Source organism: Streptomyces antibioticus (genome assembly GCF_002019855.1).
GTDB lineage: Bacteria > Actinomycetota > Actinomycetes > Streptomycetales > Streptomycetaceae > Streptomyces > Streptomyces antibioticus_B.
Genome location: NZ_CM007717.1, coordinates 4,585,189 through 4,605,861, shown reverse-complemented (window position 1 = coordinate 4,605,861; position 20,673 = coordinate 4,585,189). Strand labels below are relative to the sequence as shown.

Annotated in this window: 29 protein-coding genes; 18 read left to right on the top strand and 11 right to left on the bottom strand. The window is 71.2% G+C overall.

The annotated features are described in order from the left end of the window. Positions 1-53 precede the first annotated feature (53 nt). Entirely contained in the window at positions 54-794 is a 741-nt protein-coding gene (locus AFM16_RS20860) for a GntR family transcriptional regulator (RefSeq protein ID WP_078634243.1), read from the bottom strand. 81 nt (positions 795-875) lie between these two features. On the opposite strand from AFM16_RS20860, the gene AFM16_RS20855 reads away from it, so the two are divergent. Both AFM16_RS20855 and AFM16_RS40795 read left to right on the top strand, forming a co-directional pair. After that, on the top strand, positions 876-1,964 hold the full coding sequence (locus tag AFM16_RS20855; protein WP_078634242.1) for a DUF1152 domain-containing protein: 1,089 nt from the start codon (positions 876-878) through the stop codon (positions 1,962-1,964). Positions 1,965-2,514: 550 nt separating this feature from the next. Further along, positions 2,515-2,583 carry a hypothetical protein gene (locus AFM16_RS40795; protein ID WP_489433993.1) on the top strand — a complete coding sequence of 23 codons (69 nt, stop codon included), beginning with the start codon at positions 2,515-2,517 and terminating at the stop codon, positions 2,581-2,583. A 43-nt stretch (positions 2,584-2,626) separates the two neighbouring features. On the opposite strand, the gene AFM16_RS20845 is transcribed toward AFM16_RS40795, so the two are convergent. Genes AFM16_RS20845 through AFM16_RS20835 form a run of 3 tightly spaced genes read right to left on the bottom strand, consistent with a single transcriptional unit; the run spans position 2,627 to position 3,674 of the window. Then, positions 2,627-3,025 (bottom strand): PIN domain-containing protein, encoded by a 399-nt coding sequence (locus AFM16_RS20845; protein WP_078634241.1) that lies wholly within the window; start codon positions 3,023-3,025, stop codon positions 2,627-2,629. Then, on the bottom strand, positions 3,022-3,303 hold the full coding sequence (locus AFM16_RS20840; RefSeq protein ID WP_078634240.1) for a hypothetical protein: 282 nt from the start codon (positions 3,301-3,303) through the stop codon (positions 3,022-3,024). The genes AFM16_RS20845 and AFM16_RS20840 overlap by 4 nt, the downstream gene beginning before the upstream one ends. A 59-nt stretch (positions 3,304-3,362) precedes the next feature. Further along, a complete protein-coding gene (locus AFM16_RS20835; RefSeq protein WP_078634239.1) occupies positions 3,363-3,674 on the bottom strand; it encodes a hypothetical protein in 312 nt (103 codons plus the stop codon). Between the two features lie 93 nt (positions 3,675-3,767). Here AFM16_RS20835 and AFM16_RS20830 point away from each other — a divergent pair, with 93 nt between their 5' ends. Continuing rightward, positions 3,768-7,067, top strand: coding sequence for an AfsR/SARP family transcriptional regulator (locus tag AFM16_RS20830; RefSeq protein ID WP_245177750.1), 3,300 nt, complete (start codon positions 3,768-3,770; stop codon positions 7,065-7,067). 13 nt (positions 7,068-7,080) lie between these two features. Here AFM16_RS20830 and AFM16_RS20825 read toward each other — a convergent pair whose 3' ends face one another. The 5 genes from AFM16_RS20825 to AFM16_RS20805 all read right to left on the bottom strand — a co-directional run bounded on the left by AFM16_RS20825 (position 7,081) and on the right by AFM16_RS20805 (position 11,371). Beyond that, positions 7,081-7,929 (bottom strand): aldo/keto reductase, encoded by an 849-nt coding sequence (locus tag AFM16_RS20825; protein ID WP_078634238.1) that lies wholly within the window; start codon positions 7,927-7,929, stop codon positions 7,081-7,083. Between the two features lie 28 nt (positions 7,930-7,957). Beyond that, a complete protein-coding gene (locus AFM16_RS20820) occupies positions 7,958-8,644 on the bottom strand; it encodes a GAF and ANTAR domain-containing protein (RefSeq protein WP_030781825.1) in 687 nt (228 codons plus the stop codon). A 161-nt stretch (positions 8,645-8,805) separates the two neighbouring features. After that, the gene (locus AFM16_RS20815; RefSeq protein ID WP_030781822.1) at positions 8,806-9,183 is read right to left on the bottom strand and encodes a DUF5994 family protein; all 378 of its coding nucleotides are present in this window, start codon (positions 9,181-9,183) and stop codon (positions 8,806-8,808) included. Between the two features lie 57 nt (positions 9,184-9,240). Then, positions 9,241-10,242, bottom strand: coding sequence for an acyl-CoA desaturase (locus AFM16_RS20810; RefSeq protein ID WP_078637035.1), 1,002 nt, complete (start codon positions 10,240-10,242; stop codon positions 9,241-9,243). Between the two features lie 406 nt (positions 10,243-10,648). Continuing rightward, positions 10,649-11,371, bottom strand: a complete 723-nt coding sequence (locus tag AFM16_RS20805; RefSeq protein ID WP_051780123.1) for a hypothetical protein — start codon at positions 11,369-11,371, stop codon at positions 10,649-10,651. Positions 11,372-11,569: 198 nt separating this feature from the next. On the opposite strand from AFM16_RS20805, the gene AFM16_RS40495 reads away from it, so the two are divergent. The 12 genes from AFM16_RS40495 (at position 11,570) to AFM16_RS39420 (ending at position 18,261) form a co-directional block, all read left to right on the top strand. Then, a complete protein-coding gene (locus AFM16_RS40495) occupies positions 11,570-11,920 on the top strand; it encodes a hypothetical protein (RefSeq protein ID WP_306293478.1) in 351 nt (116 codons plus the stop codon). Between the two features lie 54 nt (positions 11,921-11,974). Next, a complete protein-coding gene (locus tag AFM16_RS20795) occupies positions 11,975-12,523 on the top strand; it encodes a DUF5994 family protein (protein ID WP_370628142.1) in 549 nt (182 codons plus the stop codon). Next, positions 12,520-12,876 (top strand): PRC-barrel domain-containing protein, encoded by a 357-nt coding sequence (locus tag AFM16_RS20790; protein WP_030781808.1) that lies wholly within the window; start codon positions 12,520-12,522, stop codon positions 12,874-12,876. Before AFM16_RS20795 ends, AFM16_RS20790 begins: the two co-directional genes overlap by 4 nt. Positions 12,877-12,915: 39 nt before the next feature. Next, on the top strand, positions 12,916-13,089 hold the full coding sequence (locus AFM16_RS39425; protein WP_167797115.1) for a hypothetical protein: 174 nt from the start codon (positions 12,916-12,918) through the stop codon (positions 13,087-13,089). 144 nt (positions 13,090-13,233) lie between these two features. After that, positions 13,234-13,572 carry a MerR family transcriptional regulator gene (locus AFM16_RS20785; protein WP_030781806.1) on the top strand — a complete coding sequence of 113 codons (339 nt, stop codon included), beginning with the start codon at positions 13,234-13,236 and terminating at the stop codon, positions 13,570-13,572. A 232-nt stretch (positions 13,573-13,804) separates the two neighbouring features. Then, positions 13,805-14,008 carry a cold-shock protein gene (locus tag AFM16_RS20780; protein WP_005483357.1) on the top strand — a complete coding sequence of 68 codons (204 nt, stop codon included), beginning with the start codon at positions 13,805-13,807 and terminating at the stop codon, positions 14,006-14,008. A 278-nt stretch (positions 14,009-14,286) separates the two neighbouring features. Next, positions 14,287-15,915: a DEAD/DEAH box helicase gene (locus AFM16_RS20775; protein WP_078634237.1), complete on the top strand. Its 1,629-nt coding sequence runs from the start codon at positions 14,287-14,289 to the stop codon at positions 15,913-15,915. 161 nt (positions 15,916-16,076) lie between these two features. Next, positions 16,077-16,412: a CBS domain-containing protein gene (locus tag AFM16_RS20770; RefSeq protein WP_051780160.1), complete on the top strand. Its 336-nt coding sequence runs from the start codon at positions 16,077-16,079 to the stop codon at positions 16,410-16,412. A gap of 15 nt (positions 16,413-16,427) precedes the next feature. Continuing rightward, entirely contained in the window at positions 16,428-16,784 is a 357-nt protein-coding gene (locus AFM16_RS20765) for a GvpU-like protein (RefSeq protein ID WP_030781798.1), read from the top strand. Positions 16,785-17,002: 218 nt separating this feature from the next. Then, on the top strand, positions 17,003-17,566 hold the full coding sequence (locus tag AFM16_RS20760) for a DUF5994 family protein (RefSeq protein ID WP_063754111.1): 564 nt from the start codon (positions 17,003-17,005) through the stop codon (positions 17,564-17,566). 265 nt (positions 17,567-17,831) lie between these two features. Beyond that, the gene (locus tag AFM16_RS20755; RefSeq protein ID WP_030781792.1) at positions 17,832-18,053 is read left to right on the top strand and encodes a hypothetical protein; all 222 of its coding nucleotides are present in this window, start codon (positions 17,832-17,834) and stop codon (positions 18,051-18,053) included. 46 nt (positions 18,054-18,099) lie between these two features. Continuing rightward, the gene (locus AFM16_RS39420; RefSeq protein ID WP_167797225.1) at positions 18,100-18,261 is read left to right on the top strand and encodes a hypothetical protein; all 162 of its coding nucleotides are present in this window, start codon (positions 18,100-18,102) and stop codon (positions 18,259-18,261) included. A gap of 36 nt (positions 18,262-18,297) precedes the next feature. Here the strand turns inward: AFM16_RS39420 and AFM16_RS20750 are convergent, their stop codons facing one another. Continuing rightward, positions 18,298-19,137: an inositol monophosphatase family protein gene (locus tag AFM16_RS20750; protein ID WP_078634236.1), complete on the bottom strand. Its 840-nt coding sequence runs from the start codon at positions 19,135-19,137 to the stop codon at positions 18,298-18,300. Positions 19,138-19,178: 41 nt separating this feature from the next. Here AFM16_RS20750 and AFM16_RS20745 point away from each other — a divergent pair, with 41 nt between their 5' ends. The 3 genes from AFM16_RS20745 (at position 19,179) to AFM16_RS20735 (ending at position 20,322) form a co-directional block, all read left to right on the top strand. Further along, entirely contained in the window at positions 19,179-19,391 is a 213-nt protein-coding gene (locus AFM16_RS20745) for a DUF4287 domain-containing protein (RefSeq protein WP_078634235.1), read from the top strand. Between the two features lie 56 nt (positions 19,392-19,447). Continuing rightward, positions 19,448-19,858, top strand: a complete 411-nt coding sequence (locus tag AFM16_RS20740) for a VOC family protein (protein WP_078634234.1) — start codon at positions 19,448-19,450, stop codon at positions 19,856-19,858. Positions 19,859-19,962: 104 nt separating this feature from the next. Further along, positions 19,963-20,322, top strand: coding sequence for a carboxymuconolactone decarboxylase family protein (locus AFM16_RS20735; RefSeq protein WP_030781776.1), 360 nt, complete (start codon positions 19,963-19,965; stop codon positions 20,320-20,322). On the opposite strand, the gene AFM16_RS20730 is transcribed toward AFM16_RS20735, so the two are convergent. Next, positions 20,223-20,591 carry a three-helix bundle dimerization domain-containing protein gene (locus AFM16_RS20730; protein ID WP_143648411.1) on the bottom strand — a complete coding sequence of 123 codons (369 nt, stop codon included), beginning with the start codon at positions 20,589-20,591 and terminating at the stop codon, positions 20,223-20,225. The two genes, AFM16_RS20735 and AFM16_RS20730, sit on opposite strands and share 100 nt — an antisense overlap. Between the last annotated feature and the right edge of the window lie 82 nt (positions 20,592-20,673).

Genomic DNA, 20,673 nt, shown 5'->3' with positions numbered 1-20,673 from the left:
TAGTGGCATTGGCCACTTGCGGCGCGCAAGCAGTTCTCCCGGACGACAGCCCATCAGGTGAGCGGATAGCCCTGTTCGAACGCCCAGCGATGCGGCGGATAGGTGGCTTCGGCGAACTCCAACGGCCGGTCCTGGAGGTCGAAGACGACGTGGTGCACGATCAACACCGCTGTTCCCGCGTCAAGCTGGAGGTCAGCCGCCTCCTCCTCGGTCGCCTGCCGAGCACACATGCGGTCCTCGGCGTAACTCCCCTGCCGTCCGGTCATGTTCTCGACGTACAGCAGAGTGCCCTCCTGGATCCGTTCCGGCTCCAGGAGCTTGGGCGCACGCCGACCGGTCTCCGGCGCGAACCACGAGGTGGACAGCGTGATGGGCCCGTCCTGGTCGCTGGTCACCCGTCGGCGGCGCACCGCCCGCCGGTCCTTCACCAGGCCCAACGCCTCGGCAACATGATCCGGCGCATCCCGCCACCCCGCCGACGTGATCACGGCGTACTCACCAGACGTGTAGATCTTCCCGGTCTGCCGAGCCCGCCCGTACAACTCCCGCGCCCGCCGATTCACTTCGAGGTTCCGCACGTATGTGCCGGATCCCTGCCGCTTCTCGACAAGCCCCTGGTGACTCAGCGCCTCCAGTGACCGTGCGGCCGTAGGCCGGGACACCTTCCAGTCCGACGCCAACTGCCGCTCCGAGGGGACCTCGTCTCCGGGCCGCAGATCGCCCCGCAGGATCTGATCGCGGATGAAGTGAGCGATCTGGAGATACTTCGGCTGCGTCTCCTCGATCTGAGGCATGTGCCCTCCTGGTACAAGTGGCTATAGCCTCTAGCCACTATAGGGTGAGTGGCCGACGGGCAGCCCCGTAGTCTTGGCCCCATGACGCGGTTGATCGTCGCAGCAGGAGGAGGGGGCGACGCGGTCGCCGCCGCAATGCTTCACGCCGCCCTGTACGGCGACGAAGGCCCGGCGGTAATCCTCACGTACGCGTGGGACCGCCTACTGATCGACCCGGTACCGGGCCCTCGATACGCCGACGACTTCACCGGCCTCGAACCCCTCACCCCGGCCGTCTGGAAGGTGCCGGAGGAGGCCCGCCCGATCGCACCGGCAGGCTCGACGCTCCCACGCCTGGCGGCAGAACTCCCGCACACAATGGTGCTGCTGGACCCGATCCGCGGCGCCGAGGGCATCACGCGCCAGCTCGCCGAACTGGTCACTCACCTACGGCCGGCCTCGGTCGATCTCCTGGACGTCGGCGGCGACGTGCTGGCCCGGGGCGACGAACCGACCCTGAAAAGCCCACTGGCCGACTCACTGACACTGGCAGCGTGCGGCCAAGTGAACGTACCTGTCCGTCTGTTGATCGCCGGCCCCGGCTTGGACGGCGAACTGTCCCACGAGGACCTGCGAAACCTGCTCGGCCCCACCGTCCACACCTTCACGACGAAAGACACGGACCCGATCGCCCCGGTCCTGGACTGGCACCCCTCCGAGGCGACAGGCATGCTCGCGGCAGCCGCCCGAGGCGTACGCGGCACATGCGAGGTCCGGGACGCCGGCCTCCCCATCCCTCTGACCGACGAGAGCCCGACCGTCCACGAAGTCGACCTGGACGAGGCCCTGAGCCGCAACGAACTCGCCCACGCACTCATGTCGACCACCACCCTGGCCGAGGCAGAGTCCCTCAGCCGCGAGATCTGCGGCTTCTCCGAAATCGACTACGAGCGCAGCAAGGCCTTCCGGCTCCAGGGGCAAAAGCCGACGATGCTCGACCCCGAATCGGCACTCCGCCAACTCGCCGAGTTCGAGGCAGAGGCCCGAAGCCGCGGAGTCACTCACACAACGTTCCGCCACCTCACCGAGATCCTGAACCTCGACGGCTCACAGCGTGACGACCTACGTCGGCTTCTCATCAGTAGCCGACCAGAGCAGCACGCGGCTCCATTGTGGAGCGTGAACCAATGAGTGCCTAGGGCGGCAGTCCGGACCTTCGAATACAGAACATGACTGGCACGGCGCAGAAATCGACGTTGTCACCAACCTCCTTCACAGGTTCAAGACGGCTCACTCCGCTCCCGACCCAAGGTCCCGCTCCCACCCGGCCGTGCAGCTTTCCAAGCTGAGAGTGCGAGTTCGATTCTCGTCACCCGCTCCAACATCCCCACGCCCAGGTGACAAACCCCGGGCCAGTTCGCTGCCCGACCCAGGTCACCGAGACCGGCCATCACGGCGCACGGAAGGGCTGCGCCTCGAACACACGTGCCTGATGGCCCATGACCACGTCATGCTTGGACATGGTCTCTGAACCTGACGCTGCTCCGTCGACGACCACTCACGTGAACGTGGTGACCGATGGGGTCACCCGCGTCTTCACCTGGGAGGACGACGCACGCATCGAGGTCCGCAACCTGGGTGGGGAGATCATGATCGAGGCCAACGCTGCCGGGCTGAGGACCCTGGCGGCCACCTCCTCCCGCTCGCCCAGGACGGCACACCAGATGGCGCCCACCTCCACGTGGAAGACAGCAATGGGCTCGAAAGGGGCTCCGCGAGCCTGGTCCTGGAAAGGTGCGACGGCGAATGAGTCGGGCCTGGCCCTGCCAGGATCCGGATACCGGTATTCCGGATCAGACCTTCTCCGCGCTCACGCGTGAGTGGTCGGCGGTGAGCAGTTCGATGTCTTCCACGTCCGAGGTCAGGATCGTCACCCTGCCGGGATGCTGGAGGGCGGTCGCGCACAGTATGGCGTCGATGGCGTACTTGTGGCCGTGCAGTCCTGCCGCGCGCAGCAGGGCGGCAGCGGATTGTGCGACGGATTGGGTCACCGGCTCGACATTCAGGCGGGACAGGGTCCACTTCAGCGCGGCGTCGTTGATCTTCGGGTGGATCACCTCGACCAGTACGGCGGCCGACGTGATCACCGGCAGGTCCGCGTCGCGAGCCGCAGTCAGCCACTCGTGGATCTCCCGATCGCGCTGTACGGCCTTCGCAAGGCTCTCGCTGTCCAGGACCAGGGCACCGCTCATGCGGCCGCGCCGGCGTTCGAGGCGCCGCCGGTCAGGCGGGCGCGCTTGGCCGCCACGGCGTCGGGGTCGGCCGGGCCGTGTGTCTTGTCGAAGTCCGCGATCAGCTCGTCCAGGTTGTCCCGCTCGATCTGCCGCTGGGCCGCCTTCTCCAGATAGGCGGAGACGCCTCGCTTGCCGACCCGCTCACGGATCGCCTGCAGAGTTCCGGCGGTCAGGGTGACGGAGATACCGCTGGTAGGGCCGTCGCCCGGCTGGAAGTCCATGTCGTCACCAGTCATGGTTCGAGTATGCCATTTTGCATGGCATAGCGTGGACGGCTATCGCTTTGCTCTTCGCGTCAGCTGTCGGCCGTGCGTGCCGTGATGTGTCCCCGGTGGCGGTCCGCGCGGAGTACTGCTCTGGCCGCTGTGAGGATGTCTTCGTCCAGGTTCAGTTGGGTGGTGAGGACCTGGAGGAGGCGGGTGTGCCAGACGTCGGGGTCCGTGTCGTAGGCGTGGAGGACTCGGGTGCCGTAGGAGTCGCGTAGGCGGTGGTGGAGTTTTTCCTTCAGTGTGGCGTGGAGGTCTTGGACGGTTCCTGGGGCGGTGCCGGTCAGGCCGGGTGCCGCTCCTGTGGCCAGTGCCGTGGCCACCAGCTCCGCTTCGGTCACGCGGGCCCCTTCGGTTGTGCGGGTTGTGCGATGTCGTGGCCGTCACGATGGTCGGGGGTGCTGCAATTCTGATGAAATTCCGATGACGTCGGCGTGAGAGAGCGGGGGTTCCGGGTGTTGCGGTTCGAGGTGCTCGGGCCGTTACGGGCGTGGCGTGGCGGGGATCCGCTGGAGCTGGGGCCGGTCAAGCGGCAGGCCGTGCTCGCCGCTCTGTTGCTGCGGCGGGGCGCCGTGGTCAGTCATGGCCGGCTGCTCGACTCGGTGTGGGGTGAGGAGCCTCCCGCCGGGGGTCACAAGGTGCTGGCCACGCACGTCAACTCGCTGCGCAGGGTGGTCGATTCGGCTCACACCCCGCCCGCGCAGTCGGCGATTCGCAGCGGCAAGGGGTGGTATCGGTTCGTCGTCGACGGGGTTGGGCTCGATACGGCGGATCTGGAGGAACGGGGCGACCGTGCGCTGCGGGCGGCCCGGGGTGGTGATCTGCCCGCCGCTGTCGGCCAACTCTCCGATGCGCTCGCGCTGTTCCGGGGGGAGCCGCTCGCCGGGGTGCCCGGGCCCTTCGCTCAGGAGGAGCGGGAGCGGTGGGAGGAGCGGCGGCGGACGTTTCGGGTGGAGTGGCTCAAGTGCCTCGTCACGTTGGAGCGGTTCGGGGAGGCGCTTGATGATCTGAGTGGGTTGTCTGGTTCCGACCGCTACGACGAGGCTTTGACCGGCTTGCGGATGCGGGCCCTCTACGGGCGGGGGCGGCCCTCGGAGGCGCTCCGCACCTACGAGGAGCTGCGCGTACGGCTGCGGGACGAGCTGGGGACCGATCCCGGTGAGGAGCTGCGCCGGGTGTATGAAGCCGTGCTGCATCAGGATGATTCGATGCTGCTGCGGTCTCCGCCGGCTGTGGGTTCCCTGCCCCGTGTGGACGTCGTTCCTGCCGAACTTCCCCATGACATACCTGGGTTCTCGGGGCGTTCCGATGAGCTGGGGGTGCTTCACTCGCTGCTCGGGCCGGAGTCGGCGCATGCGGCGGGCAGTGCCGTCGTCGTCTCCGCGATCGGTGGTGCCGCCGGTGTCGGCAAGACCGCGTTGGCCGTGCACTGGGCGCATCAGGTCCGTGATCGTTTCCCGGACGGGCAGCTCTACGTCAATCTGCACGGGTTCGACCACGACCGGCGGCCCCTCGAACCCGGCGAGGCCCTTGAGTTGCTGCTGCGGAGTCTGGGGCTCGCGGCGTCGGAGATCCCCGCGCACCATGAGGCCCAGGGGAGGGTGTTCCGGACGCTGTTGGCCGGTCGGCGCATGCTCGTGCTGCTGGACAACGCGGCCTCCGCGGAGCAGGTGCGTCCGCTGCTGCCGTCCAGTCCGACCTGCTGTGTTGTGGTGACCAGCCGTAATCGGCTCGGTGACCTCGTCGCCCGGGACGGCGCGCAGGTTCTGGCCCTGGGGCTGCTCCAGGCGGACGAGGCGCGTGTGTTGCTTCGGCGGATCCTCGGGGCCGAGCGGGTCGACGGAGGAGGGGACGGGGACGCCGTTGGTGAGTTGATTCGGCTCTGTGGTGGGCTGCCGCTGGCCCTGCGCGTGGCCGCCGCGCGGCTCGCCGGGGATCCCGCCCTGCGGACGGCCGACCTCGTCGCCGAGATGAGGGAGGGCGGGAAGCTGGAGGCGTTGGAGTGGGATGCCGACGCCAACTCGCCTCTCCGTACGGCGTTTTCGGTGTCGTATCGGGTGTTGGCGCCCGGTGCGCGGCGGCTCTTCCGGCTGCTCGGGCTGTTTCCGGGGGCGGAGTTCACCGGGGAGACGGCAGCGGCCCTGCTGGATGCGCCCCTGCCTCAGGCTCGGCGGCTGCTGGGGGCGCTGGTCTCGGCTCATCTGGTCGAGCCTGTGACGGTGGGGCGGTATCGGTTCCACGATCTCCTTCGCGACTACGCGCGGGAGTGTGCGCTGGCGGAGGAGACGGCGGCGGACCGGGACGCCGCGCTCGAACGGCTGTTGGTCTGGTACCTGTGCGCCGCTCGGGCCGTCGCGGGGCCCGGGCTTTTCCCCGAGCTGCCCGACGGGATCCGGGACACCGGCGCGTATCCAGGGGTGCCGTCGGACCGCGGGCCGTGGCTCGACGCCGAGCGGGGGAATCTGATCGCCGTCATCAGGCATGCCGCCCAGCACGGGCCCCGGCCCGTCGCCTGGTATCTGACCTCGACGCTGTTCAGCCACTTCTGGGTCCATCTGCCGCGGAAGACCTGGCAGACCGTCGCGCAGACGGCGCTGGACGCGGCCGTGGCGGAAGGGGATCCGCGGGGGCGGGCGGCGACGCACTCCAGTCTCGCGGCGGCGCAGTGGGACCGGGGGCATGTCCGGCAGGCGATGGAGCACGCCACGCAGGCGCTGGACCTCAGCCGGGAGAACGGCTGGGTCATGGGCGAGGCGTCGGCTCTCGGACTGCGGGGGTTCGCGCGCTGGAGCATGGCTCAACTCAGCGGTGCGCACGACGACTTCTCCTTCGGTCTGCGCATCTTCCGTGAGGTCGGCCATCGTTACTTCGAGGGCTTCGGGTTGATCGGTCTCGGTCTGGCCTGCCGGGATCTGGGCCGGCTGCGCGAGGCCGCCGAGTGCCTCGAAGGCGCCGTCCGGCTGGAGGCGGAGGACTTCTGGTGGGACGCCGGCTCGGCCCTGCAGATCCTGGGCGGGGTGTACTGGGAACTCGGCCGGCTCACCGACGGACTCGCGCTCCTCGGAGCGGAGTTGGACTCCGGGAAGCGGGCGGGGTATCGGGACGGGCGCGCGATGATGCTCGACGCCCTGGCGAAGATCAACGTCGAACTCGGTTGCCATGGTGAGGGGTTGGAGCAGGCGGAGCGGGCGTTCGCGCTGGTCGAGGACACGAAGCGGTACTGGGTCCAGTCGGGCATCCTCACCACGGTCGCCATGGCCCGGCGGCGGCTGGGCCACCTGGACGGTGCTCTCGCGGCCGGCGAGCAGGCCCTCGCCCTGGCCCGCGAGGCACGCTTCAGACGCGCGGAGGCGGACAGCCTCCTGTCCCTCGCCGTCACCCACAAGGAAGCGGGCCGGTACGACGACGCCCGCGCCCACGCCGATCAGGCGCTGAAACTGGCTCGCGCCCACTCGTTCCGCGTGGTGGAGGGCCAGGCCCTGACCGCCCTGTGCGAAACGGCGCTGACCGAAGCGGCACACGGCTTAGCCGTCGAACTGGGCCGGGACGCCCTCGCCGTACACCGCGAAACCGGCCACCGCCTCGGCGAGGCCCACACCTTGCTGGCCCTCGCCCACGCTCACGCTCACAGCAAGGCCGACGAATCCAACGCCCAACTGCTGGAGCAGCAAGCGCGGTTGATCTTCTCGGACATCGGTGTTCCCGAGACGGAGTACGAGCGTCCGGACCGGTGAGCCCGGCGAAAAGTCAGTTGTCCACGCGGACCCGGCCCAAGCGGCTGACCATCGTCGGATCGCGGTGGTCGAAGAAGGCCGACCTGCCTGTGTCCAGGGTCGCGAGGGTCGTCATGTCGGTGTCGGTGAGGTGGAAGTCGAAGACGTTGAAGTTCTCCTCCATGCGGGCGCGGCGGACGGACTTCGGGATGACGACGATGTCGCGTTGGATCAGCCAGCGCAGGACGATCTGGGCGATGGTCCGGTCGTGGGCCTGGGCGATGGGGGCCAGGACCGGGTGGGTGAAGAGGTCGTTCTTGCCCTCGGCGAAGGGGCCCCAGGATTCGAGTTGGACGCCGTGTTCCCGCATGAGGTGCTGGTCGGCGGTGCGCTGGTGGAAGGGGTGGGTCTCGATCTGGTCGACGGCGGGGACGACGTCGTTGTGGTCGATCAGGTCGACGAGCCGGTCGGCGTGGAAGTTGGAGACGCCGATGGCCCGGGTGCGGCCCTCGCGGTAGAGGTCCTGCATGGCGCGCCACTCGCTGTAGACGTCACCGTAGGGCTGGTGGATGAGGTAGAGGTCGACGTGGTCGAGGCCGAGCTTGCGCAGGGAGGCGTCGAAGGCGCGCCGGGTGTTGTCCTCGCCCGGGTCCTGGACCCACAGCTTGGTGGTGATGAACAGGTCCTCGCGCGGGACGCCGCTCTTCGCGACGGCCCGGCCGACGGCCTCCTCGTTGCCGTACGCGGCGGCCGTGTCGAGGAGCCGGTAGCCGACGGCGAGGGCGTCGGTCACCGCCTGTTCGGTCTGCTCGGGCGGGATCTGGTAGACGCCGAAGCCGAGGATCGGCATCTCGACGCCGTTGTTCAGGGTGACGGTCCGCATGGTGGTCCTGCCTCCTTCGGGGGCCGGGTCAGGAGAGGCCGCCCTGTTCACAGACGCGGCGGGCGACCTCGCGGAGTTTGAGGTTGTTCTCCTGCGAGTAGCGGCGCAACACGGCGAAGGACTGCTCCTCGGTCAGCCGGTGGCTGCCCATGAGGATGCCCATCGCCTCGCCGATGACATGGCGGGTGGCGACGGCCTGCTCCATCTGGGCCTGCGTGCGGGCGCTGGAGAAGGCCACCGCGGCGTGCGAGGCGAGCAGCCAGCCGGCCAGCTCACTGGTCTCGGTGAAGGCTCCCGGCCGGCGCGAGTAGAGGTTCAGCGCGCCCAGCTCCTCGTCCTCCGTGAAGAGCAGGAAACCCATCATGCTGCCCACCCCGAGAGCGCGGGCCCGCGGCGTGTAGGCGGGCCAGCGCCGCTCGGTGGTGAGGTCGGCGATCCGGAAGACCCGCTCGCCCTCCCCGCTGCGGACGGCGTCGAAGCACGGGCCCTCCCCGGCCTTCCCCTGCGCCTGGTCGCTGTCGACGACCAGCGGGGCGGTGGGGGCGAGGGAGCGCACCTCGGTGCCGTGCAGCATGAGGATCCCGGCCTCGTCGCACCCCTCCACCAGCTCGGTGGCCGAGGCGGTGATCCGCTCCAGCGTGTCACCGACCGAACTCTGCGCCAGCAGATCGCGCGCCATGGCCGCCATCCGCTGCGCGAACTCCGCCCAGTCCATCCCGCTCGCCAAGGCTCGCCTCCGGCCTGTCGTGCGTCGCCGCGCGTCTCGGCGTACGACCCGGTTCCCAGCCTGCCACGACCACCCCGCCCACGGACGGCTACGACGGCAACGACGGCTCCCGCAGCTTCGGCGGCGCGGGCGGAGCCTTCAGTGGGAGATCAGATCGTCATCAGCGGTTCCGCGGCCTCCTCCGTGGTGTCCGGGGGTACGACCAGCAGGTCCCAGCGGCCCTGGCCCGGGGCCAGCAGGGTGACGGTGTGCGGGGCGGACGCCGTCTCGGTTCTGCGCAGTCGTACGACCTGGTTGCAGACGAGTATCCGGCCGGGTGTCGCGGACCATGTCGAGCCGTTGACGGTGACGATGGTGATGTTCCCCCAGTCCGGCGGCAACCCGCCCAGGAGCAGAGGGAGTTCGGTGAGCAGGTCGTAGGAGCGGGGCCACCACGCGCCGTCGATGAGCCGGGGCGGGGTGTCGTGCGGCGCGAGGCTGAGGCGGAGGAGGGGCCGGGGCGGGGTGGTGAGTGGGGCGGTGGTCATGTCTGCTCCTGTACGGCGGTGGTGGCGGTGGCGGCGGACAGTCGGTCCGCGGTCGGTTCACGTGCGGCGGGCGGCAAGGCGGTCCGGGGTCGGCCAGCGCACGTCGTACGCCCAGCCGAGGCGTTCGAGAAGGCGGATGACGGCGGCCGAGAGGTCGATCTGGCCGCGGTCGACACCGTGCCGGGCGCAGGTCGGGTCCGCGTGGTGGAGGTTGTGCCAGCTCTCGCCGAACGACAGCAGGGCCAGCGGCCACAGGTTGGTCGCCCGGTCGTGGCGCCGGGTACGGAAGGGGCGCTCGCCGATCAGATGGCAGAGGGAGTTCACGCTCCACGTGACGTGGTGGAGCAGCGCGATCCGGACAAGTCCCGCCCACAGCAGGGCCGTCAGACCGTAGATCCAGGTGCCGCCGATGGCCCAGCCCGCCGCGAACGGCAGGGCGAGGGTGAACAGGCACAGGAGCGGGAAGGCGCGGGCGACCGCGCGGATGTCGGGGTCGGCCAGCAGGTCGGGGGCGTACCGGTCGGCCGACGTGCGGTCGTTGCGGAACAGCCAGCCGACGTGGGCGTGCAGCAGCCCGCGCAACTGGCCGCGCAGATGGGTGCCGTAGCGGTACGGGGAGTGCGGGTCGCCGGGCCGGTCGGTGAAGGCGTGATGGCGGCGGTGGGTGGCGACCCAGCCGATGACGTCGCCCTGGAAGGCCATGGACCCGGCCACCGCGAGCGCGACGCGTACGGGGCGGACGGCCCGGTAGCCGCCGTGGGTGAGACCCCGGTGGAAGCCGACCGTCACACCGAGACCGGTCACGGTGTAGAGGACGAGCGCGAGGACGATGTCCGTCACGTGGATGAAACTGCCCCACAGCAGCCAGCCGGCCAGACCGACGGCGACGAACGGTACGACGACGATCACCGCCGTCACCGCCAGGTACAGCCGGTCGCCGCCGTCGCGTGCGGGGGCGGGTCCGTCCGGTGGGAAGGGGGACGTGCCGTCGTAGGCACGGGAGGGCGTGGCGGTGTTCGGCGGGCGCGCCGCCGGGGCGGGCGAAGAGGTGAGTGACATGCCGGGCTCCTTGGCCTCGGTGACGGTGGACCGCTCGGTCAAGGGCGCGTACGGCTGGTGCGGAAGCAGAAGCAGAAGCAGAAGCGGAGAGCCGCTACCGGTACGGCGGCGAGTGCGGGGGCGGGTGCGGCGTCGGCGGCCATCGGGCGGAACCTGCCTCGAGCGCGAAGCACCCGGTGTGGTCGGACCACGAGGACGAAACCGGCCTGATTACCGGTGTACGAAGGGCCCTCGTACCCCCCAACCTACTCCGCCGCGCCCCCGAACGACGGCGGCCCGCGACGACGCACCGCCGCGGCCCAGGTCAGGGCCGTGCCGGTGAGGAAAGCCGTGCCCGTCCCCCGCCCCAGGAACCCAGGAACCGGGGAACCGGGGAACCGGGGAACCAGGCCCCCGCGTCAGCCGGTCACGGGCCGAGGACCAGCGCCCGGCACGGCGCGTAGCGGAGCATGTCGCGGGCAACGGAGGCGTCGGGCGCGACGGAGCGCCAGCCCCAGGAGCGCAGGGCGCGCAGCGTCATGGCGTCGTCGCGCTCCACCAGCGTGACACCGAGGACGCCGATGACGTCGACGTCGTCGACAACGTGGACAACGTCGACGGCGCCCGTACCGTCGGCGCGGTCGGCGAGGCCGGCCGTGTGGTCGGCGAGCAGGCGGCGCTGGAGACGGCGGGCGAGGTTCCAGTCGAGGCCCTGATGGTGGGTGCGCACCCGCGAGTGGACCACGAGCCCGGAGATCGCGAAGAGCCTTCCGGAGGCGGCGAGCCCGAGCACGTCCCGGGGCAGGTACCCGTCCAGACCCCGCCACCAGGGGCCGTCCGCGCGGACCGGGAAGCCGTACGCGCACCCCGCCAGGACGGCGCTCTCCCCGCCGGCCGGGGTCCCGGGCACGCTGCGCTCCGCGACGAGGAGGGCGAAGCCCGGCCGCTGCACCTCACCGGCGAGCCGGCGCAGGAACAGTTCACGATCGTGGTTCCAGGCCCGCGAATCGCCGCCGGCGGTCTGCGCGTACAGGTCGCCCAGTTCCGCCAGCCGGTCCTCGATCTGCCATCGGGACAGGGGGCGGATGCGCTCCCCTTCCAGGGGCGACGGCCCCTGCGGGCCCCTCCGGCCGGGCACGTTCACGGTCATGTGGCGCGTCCTGCCCCAGGTCCGGACAGAGCCGGCCCGGCGTCGTGGTTCGCCGAGAACGGCGCCGCGTGGGAGCGGGCGCGCGAAGAGCCCTCGGCCACTTCACCGTACTCCCGCGTGCGGCCCGCCAGGACGAGTCGGGCGGGACGGGGCGGGAGTACGGTGGACATACCGGGGGCGGCGGCAGAGGAGAACGCAGTGACGTCCACGCACGCGACACGGCCGGGCCACTCGGACGGCGCCGACGGCACCGGCACGGCCGCGGGCGCCCCCGCGTTCCCCGAGAACCCGCCCGAGGACGAGGGTCTCGCCGAGGTACGCATCATCGCGGCCGACCCCGATGTCGCCCGGCGGGTCGCGCTCGTCCTGCGCGAGGTCTTCGCCTGCGACGAACCGCGCAGCTACCCCACGGGCCCGGACGGCCGCGGCACCCTGCTCCATCTGACGGTCGACACCCGCACCGCCGACGACCTCCCCTCCGCGCCCTCGGACTGGCTGGACACCAGCCGCTCCCACGCCCGCCGCTCGCACACCGACGAACCCGGCTGACCTCGGCTTCCAGGCCGCACGCCCCGCGCCCCACGAGACAGGCAGGTGAGCACAGTGCCCGGCACCGATCCCCCGCCCGCCCCGCCCGCCCGGTCCGCCCCGCCCGCCCGGTCCACGCCGCCGGCCACGGGACTCCTCTCGGAGGGCGTGCACACCTCCGTACGCCCCGGGACGGCCCTGTTGCGGCTGGAGACGACCGCCGACCGCCGGGGTGTCCTCGACGGCGCGTGGTGGCCGCGCTCGCGTGATGTCGCCGTCGAACTGCCCGGTCTGATCAGTGTGCTGACCGAACACCTCGGGCCCGTCGTCCGGGTCGGACTGGACTCCGCCGCCTGGGACGGGCTGCCGACCCGGCTCGTCGTCGACGACCGCGTCGTCCACATCGACGCGTCGCCGGTGGGTGACGACACGGTCATGGTCACCCGGGGCGACCAGGACCTGTTCTCGCTGCTCGTCGTCCCGCCGGACACCCCGCCCGACGCGGCACGGACCGCGATGGCGCAGGCCGCCCGCGCCGACAACCGGGAGAACGCCGAGCACATCCTCGCCGTCACCCGCGCAGAACCCACCGACACCGACACCATCACGGAGGACCGCACATGATGCATGCCGCGGACGTCAGGGAGTGGCGGGACCACGACGTGGTCGACGCCAAGGGAAAGAAGATCGGCGTCCTCGAAGCCGTCTACGTGGACACGGCCACCGACGAGCCGGCCATGGCGACGGTCCGCACCGGCCTGCCCACCCGCCAGCGCCTGGTCTTCGTCCCGCTCGACGACGCCGTCCTCGGACCCGACTACCTCAGGGTCCCGCACGGCAAGGGCAAGGTCCGCAAGGCCCCCTCGATCGGGACGGACGACATCCTGCCCGCGGAGCAGGAGGAGTCGGTCTTCCTCTACTACGACATGGCGTACCGGCCGGGGGTCAACGGTGAACGTCAACTCGCCCGCCGCTGATCACCCGAGCAACCCGCACAGCCCGAGGAGCTGGTCCGCTTGCTGGTGACGTTTCTGCTGCTTCTGCTCGTCGCCGTCGTGCTCGGCATCATCGGCGTGGCGGCGGAGGGTCTGGGCTGGCTGCTGGCCGTCGGCATCGCGCTGCTGGTGGTCGATGTGGTTCTCGCCGTGACGGTGTGGGCACGGCGCGCCCGCAGCCACCCGGCGCGCTGACCAGGGGCACGCCGCGCTGATCAGGAGCACGCGGCGTGCCGATCACCTGGATGTGCGCACATCCACGAAATCCTGTCACGCTGACGACACCTTTTCGTACCCTGCGGAGTTAGGGTTGGGGCAGGTCCCCGAAACGAAGGTGCCATGCCCGCTGAGAAGACCCCGGCCGCCGGGAATCTCGATGACGACGACTACCCCGCGTACACCATGGGGCGGGCCGCCGACCTCCTCGGCACCACTCCCGCCTTCCTGCGGGCGGTCGGCGAGGCCGAACTGATCACCCCGCTGCGTTCGGAGGGCGGCCACCGCCGGTACTCGCGCCGCCAGTTGCGCATCGCGGCCCGCGCCCGCGAGCTGGTCGACCAGGGCACGCCCATCGAGGCCGCGTGCCGGATCGTCTCACTGGAGGACCAGCTCGACGACGCCCTCCGGCAGAACCAGGACATGCGCCGGCGGCTCGACGAGAACCGCGCGAATATCTAGTCCGGCCGTTACAGATACGCCAGAGCCGGCCGGATGACATTCCCCGACCCGTGCCGAAAAATCCTGGGGCCCGCCGGGCGACCTGTGTTAGCGTGATAGCAGTTGCAGTTTTGGTTACCAGAGATTTGTTTTCTTTGCAGAGCTTTCCGGATCTTTCCGGAGGGGTGATCATCGCGGCGACTCGGATCCGCAAAGTGCGGGTTCTGGCACTGCCCCCCAAGGGAGATTCAATATGGCATCTGGCACCGTGAAGTGGTTCAACTCGGAAAAGGGCTTCGGCTTCATCGAGCAGGAGGGTGGCGGCCCGGACGTGTTCGCCCACTACTCGAACATCGCCACGTCTGGTTTCCGTGAGCTTCAGGAAGGCCAGAAGGTTACCTTCGACGTCACGCAGGGCCAGAAGGGCCCGCAGGCCGAGAACATCGTTCCCGCCTGACGCTGACGCGAACATCCTGTGACTGGGGCCCGCACCATTGGGGTGCGGGCCCCAGTCAGTTGTTTTCCCGGCCGTCCCGTGCGTCGTCGACGCCGCTGACGTCCCGGAGGCCCCTCATTCGCAGGGGCTCGCGGGTTTCCCGCTCAATCGCCGACCCGGCTTCTTCACGCCGCGTGACTCGGCCTTCGCTTTTTACCCGGCTCATTCTTGTGATTCTCGGCGCGGCCTCCGCCGCCGACCGGAATTCCTCGATACGCCGCATCGAGGAAGGTTCCCCCATGAACCGCACCCGCCGAACCGGTGGCTCCGACCGCCTCCGCGCCGACCGCACCGACCGCAGTTCCACCCGTACGGCGGGATCGGCCCGCGTCGGCCGCTCCCGTGCCCAGGAGCCGGGCCGGCAGGGTTCCCGCCCGGGCACCGGCCGCTCCAGCGGCCGACGGCCCGGCGCCTCCGCCCGCCGGCAGGAGTTCGCCCCGCCGGTCACCCTCACCGAACCGCTGCCCGCGGTCGAGACGTTCGCCGAACTCGCCATGCCCGCACGGCTGCTGGCGGCCCTCGGCGCCGAGGGCGTGACCGTGCCCTTCCCGATCCAGGCGGCCACCCTGCCGAACGCGCTGGCCGGCCGGGACGTCCTGGGCCGCGGGCGCACCGGCTCGGGCAAGACCCTCGCCTTCGGCCTCGCCGTCCTGGCCCGGCTCGACGGACGGCGGGCCCAGCCCCGTCAGCCGCTCGCGCTGGTCCTCGTCCCCACCCGGGAACTGGCCCAGCAGGTCACCGACGCGCTCACCCCGTACGCCCGCGCCCTGCGGCTGCGGATCGCCACGGTCGTGGGCGGCATGTCCCTCGGCCGCCAGGCGAGCGTGCTGCGCGGCGGCGCCGAGGTCGTCGTCGCCACGCCCGGCCGCCTCAAGGACCTCATCGAGCGCGGCGACTGCCGGCTGGACCAGGTCGAGGTCACCGTCCTCGACGAGGCCGACCAGATGGCCGACATGGGCTTCATGCCGCAGGTGACCGCGCTGCTCGACCAGGTCGCCGACGGCGGCCAGCGGCTGCTGTTCTCGGCCACCCTGGACCGCAACATCGACCTCCTGGTGCGGCGCTATCTGCACGACCCGGTGGTGCACTCGGTCGACCCGTCCGCGGGCGCCGTCACCACCATGGAGCACCATCTGCTGCACCTGCGCGAGGACGACAAGCACGCCGCCGCGACCGAGATCGCCGCCCGCGAGGGCCGAGTGATCATGTTCCTGGACACCAAGCACGCGGTGGACCGGCTGGCCAAGCACCTGCTGTCGGTCGGCGTGCGGGCCTCGGCGCTGCACGGCGGCAAGTCCCAGCCGCAGCGCAACCGGACGCTCTCGCAGTTCAAGGACGGCCATGTCACCGTCCTGGTGGCGACCAACGTCGCCGCCCGCGGCATCCACGTCGACAACCTCGACCTCGTCGTCAACGTCGACCCGCCCACCGACCACAAGGACTACCTGCACCGCGGCGGCCGTACGGCACGGGCCGGCGAGTCCGGCACGGTCGTCACCCTCGTCCTGCCGCACCAGCGCCGCACGATGGACCGGCTGATGGCCGACGCCGGCATCACGGCACGTACCGCCCGGGTCCGCCCCGGCGAGGCCGAGCTGAGCCGCATCACCGGCGCCCGCACCCCCTCCGGGGTGCCCGTCACGGTCACCGCGCCCGCCACGCCGTCCGCCGGCGGGCGGAGCGAGCGCGCGGGATCCGGGCGCAGCCGCAGGGCACGGGCCGCCGGTCGCGGTGGCGGCGGCGGGCGCGGTGCGAACGGCGGCCGTGGTGGCAGTGGCGCCAACGGCAGCGGCGGCAACGGCGGTGGCGCGGGCGGCACGCGGACCGCGGCCCGGACCCGGCGTCCCGCCCCGAGGGACACCCCGTAGCGCCCGGCACGGCCGCTCCCCGGTCCGGCCGACCCAGGACCGACGTCCGGCCCGCCCCGTCCCGCCCCGACGCAGAGGAGAAGCTCTTGACGCCGACCACGACCCACGCACCGCCTGCCGCAGCGACCATCGACGGCACCGGCCTGACCGCCCGTGACGCCATGTACGCCCTCGGCCCGCAGGTCGACGACCACATGACCGTCGACGTGGCCCTGTCCGTCCTCATCGGCGCACGCGTCCCGCACCTGCTCCTGCGGGACGACGACGGCCGGTGCGCGGGACTGGTCACGCGGGCCCAGCTCGCCGCCCACCGCGGCGGCTCCTGGTACAGCGACCGCACCCGGCTGCGGGACATCCCGCTCGACCGCGGGCCGTTCACCTCGTCCGCGACCGTGCTCGGCGAGGCGGAGGACGCCATGCGGGTGCGGACCCAGGACGTCTCGCCCGTCGTCGACGAGCACGGCTATGCCCTGGGCGTCCTCAGCCTTCCTCTGTGACTAGGCTGTTCAGGTATGACGCACCCTGACGACCTGCTCGTCGCGATCGCCGCGATGGTGGAGTCGCGGCACAGCAGCCAGATGTCCCTGACCGTGGTGGTTCCGGGAGCCGTCATCACGGGACGGCTCGCCCCCGAGGCCCTGTGGAAGGAGCGGGTGGCCGAAGTCCTGCGGGACTCCGATCACCTGGGGCGGTTCGCCACCGCCTTCACCCCCTCCCGCGGCGACAAGGAACCCACTCACCTGCACTTCCATGTGGCCCGCATCCTCCAGGGCAGCTTCGGCATCCCCGACTCGGGGGGCATGTACCGCGTCGCGCTGGAGGACGTGAGCGCCTGGACGATCGGGGACATCGGCTACTCGGACCAGTGAGGCACGTGCGGATCGGACGGGCCGTGCGGATCCGGACGGCCCGCGTGGATCCGGACGGGCCGTGCGGATCGCGGCGGCCTGTTCCGGCCGTCGTCGGCCGGTGCCCCCGTCGTAGGCTTGGGGGCACCGAGAGCATCTCGCGCAGCGCGACCACGGCGGTGCCGTTCCCGGCGAGCGACGGAGACCGGCGGTCCACGGGCCGCCCAGGACGGGATCGCATGACGGACGTCACCGGCACGCCGGCCGAGGGTGCTTCGCCGTACCGCGCACGGACCTATCGGATGCCCGTGGCCCGGCTGGCCCTCGCCCCGGGCTCCGGCGGCGGCCGGGGCCCGCTGGACGGGGCCTGGTGGCCGCGCTGCGACCTTCTCGAACTGGAGCTGCCCGCGCTGCTCGGCTCACTGGCCCCGGGCCTCGGGGCCGTCGTACGGGTCACCGTGGACGCCGTCGCCTGGCCCGACGCCCCGCGTACGGTGCGGGCGCCCGGCCGGGTCGTCGAGGTGGCCCTGTCGGCCGTCGACGCCGAGGCGCACGCCATCGCCCTCCACTACGGCACCGCGGACCGCCGTCAGCTACTGGTCATCCCGCCCCGCGAATCCCTCGCGGCGGCGACCTGGCTGCTGGCCACGGCCTCCGATCCGCTGAACGCCCTGACCGCCACGCACATGCTGGCGCTCGCCCAGGCGGAGTTCGAGGCGGACTTCGACAGAGACTTCGACGGCAGAAACTTCGACGGCAGAGGCTTCGACAGCGGCCGGGAGTCCGACGGCGACGACGGATGAGATCCGGTTCCCGCGTGTGGAACACCGCACGAGGTGCACCCGGTGGGGGAGCGGGCCGGAAACACCCACCGCGCCCCGTCGGGCAGGACGGTTCGGCCATGAGCCGCACGCCGCGCGGGGCCGCTCGGCCCGCGACACCCGGTTGCCGCCGTGTCCAGCTCATCCGGCGGCAACCGGCGCCGACCTGCGGCGTCCGGGTTTGTGCCGAACCTGTGATGTGGTCGACCGGAGCCAACGGGACCCCTCCGGGCGCATACTGGGGTCAATGACTAAGCCTGCTGCTCCGAAGCGCCATCTGCCCACCAGCCCGTTCAAGGCTCCGGCCCTGCCGGCGCCCAAGCACTTCGCCGTGGGCGACCAGGTCACCCACGACATGTACGGCCTCGGCCGGGTCATCGGCATCGAGGACGGAATCGCGGCCCTCGTCGATTTCGGCTCGGCGCAGGAACGGATCCTGAGCCCGTACGCCAAGATGACCAAGCTCTGACCGTTCCACCGCACCACGCACACGAAAAGGGAGTCCTCCCATCGAGATGACCTCGCTGTTCTCCGCCGTCGAAGGCGCACACCACCGTTCCACGGCAGTGCTGCCGCCTCCGGCGACCGACCCCTTCCAGGCCCCCGACTTCGGGGACGACGAGACCTTCGCGCCCGACGACGCGCCGGGACAGGTCTCCGGCAGGGGCGTGGCCTGACCCGGGATCGGTAGCGCCCGAACCCACCGGACGGAGTCAGCGGGGCCGACAGCGGGACCAGACCCGCGCCGCCTCCTCCGCCGCGCCCGGCGCCGACAGCAGCAAGGGCTCGTCGTAGGCGGGAAGGCCGGGCAGCGCGAGCGCGCCCGCCTCCTGGGCGATCAGCAGGGCCGGCAGCCCGTCGACCGGGTGGAACTCACCGATCGCCGCCGCCGTCGCCCGTCCCGCCGCCACCTGGACCAGCGACAGGGCCGTCGAGCCCATCACCCGCACGGTGCAGTGGCGGGCCGCCAGTTCCGCGAGCAGCGCGTCCATGCCCGGCCAGTGGGCGTGCGCGGCCCACTCGGTGAGAAAGACATGGCCGGTCAGCGTGGTATGACCGGCGGCGCGCACCGGGGCGCCGTTCAGACGGGCGCCTCGGCCGCGGACCGCGGTGAACGTCTCGCCGCGCCACGGATCCGCCACCACGCCCAGCAGCGGTGCGCCGTCGGGCGCGGCCAGGCCCAGCGAGAAGGAACACCAGCCGAGGCCGTGCGCGAAGTTGGTCGTACCGTCCACCGGGTCGACCACCCAGTGCGGGGCGTCGGGGCGGCCCTCCGTGGTGCCGTACTCCTCGCCCACGATCCCGTGTCCGGGGAACGCCTCGGCCAGCACCCTCCTGACGTGCGTCTCCACCGCCTCGTCGGTGTCCGTGACGATGTCGGCGGGGCCGTCCTTCTGGCGTACCGACGCGGCACCGTACGGGGCGCCGGTCCCGGCGTCGCGGATCGTCTCCGCCGCCCAGGCGGCCAGTTCCGTGGCGACGGCGAGCGCGCGGTCCAGATCCACGAACGTCTCCTCTCTCCACCGATGAGTTCCCGCTCGCGCGCCGGTCATACGGAACGACCGACATCGCCACCGACGGGAGAACCGCTGCCATGACCGACGCCGTGAAGGGCCCCGCGAGCTACTTCCCCTCCATCGAGAAGAAGTACGGCCGGCCGGTCGCCGAGTGGAAGGACCTCATCCGCGCCTCGCCGCTGACCCGGCACATGGAACTGGTGACCTGGCTGAAGTCCGAGCACGGTCTCGGGCACGGTCACGCCAACGCCCTCGTCGCCCACACGCTCGCGGAGCGCGCCGGGTCGTGAGAGGCGCGCTACTGTCCGTCCCATCAGCCCGATATGCACCGTTCAGGGAGATTCTCATGGCCTCGCGACTCAACCCCTACCTCAGCTTCTCGGGCGACGCCCGGCAGGCGCTGGAGTTCTACCAGGAGGTCTTCGGCGGCACGCTGAACCTCAACACCTTCGGCGACTTCGGCCAGGCCGGCACCCCGCACGCCGACCAGATCATGCACGGCATGCTGGAGACCCCGGGCGGGTTCACCCTGATGGGCGCCGACACGCCGCCGGGCATGGAGCAGACGGCGGGCGACAACTTCTCCGTGAGCCTGAGCGGTGACGACGACGCCGAACTGCGCGGCTGGTGGGAGAAGCTGTCCGCCGGCGGCACGGTGTCCGTACCGCTGGAGAAGCAGATGTGGGGCGATGTGTTCGGCATGTGCAAGGACCGCTTCGGCATCCCGTGGATGGTCGACATCGCCCAGCCCCGCTGAGCCGGGATCCCCGCCGGGCCTGAAATGCGGGCGTCCGGGACCCCTCGTACGGTTTAGGGGCATCGCCGATGCATCCCCCGGAGCACGCACAGGAAGGTCTCCCCATGGCCACTGATTCCGAGGCGCCCGTCCTCGAAACGCTCGCCGCCATGACCGTCGACTCGCTCGAACGGTGCGGACTGGACGACGAGACGCTGATCGTCACCCGGCTCGCGGCCCTCGTGGCGATGGACGCCCCGGCGGTGTCGTACCTGGCCCACATCGATCCCGCGATCAAGGCCGGGATGACGGTCGAGCGGCTCCAGGACGTCCTGGTCGCGATCGCCCCCGTGGTGGGCACCGCGCGCGTGATGTCCGCCGCCGGTCATCTCGCCGAGGCGTTCGGGTTCGCCATCGCGCTGGCCGAGACCGAGGCGGAGGCGATCGCGCGGGCGGAGGAGCGGAGCCGGGGCGCCAAGGGCTGATCCCCCGCTCCCGCTCGGTACGCGTCGAGGGCGGCCCGGGCCCGGCGTTCGGTGAGGATCGGGACGAAGGCGCGGACCCGGGCGTCCCGGAAGACCTCGTACGCGTCCCGGACCGCCGCCTCGACGGTGGCGGTGTCGAGGAAGTCGTAGGCGAGGAGCAGACGCCCCACGACATCGCGTACGGCGTCGGACTCCCCCAGTCCCTGCTCTCCCTGTCCCAGCTCTCCCTGCCCCTGCTCTCCCTGTCCCTGCGAGGTCGTAGGCGGCATGGATCTCACCGACCTCCCGGGCGCCCGACGCAGTTCCGCCACCCACATTGTGCGGCGGTCCCCGTAAGATCGCCCGCCGTGG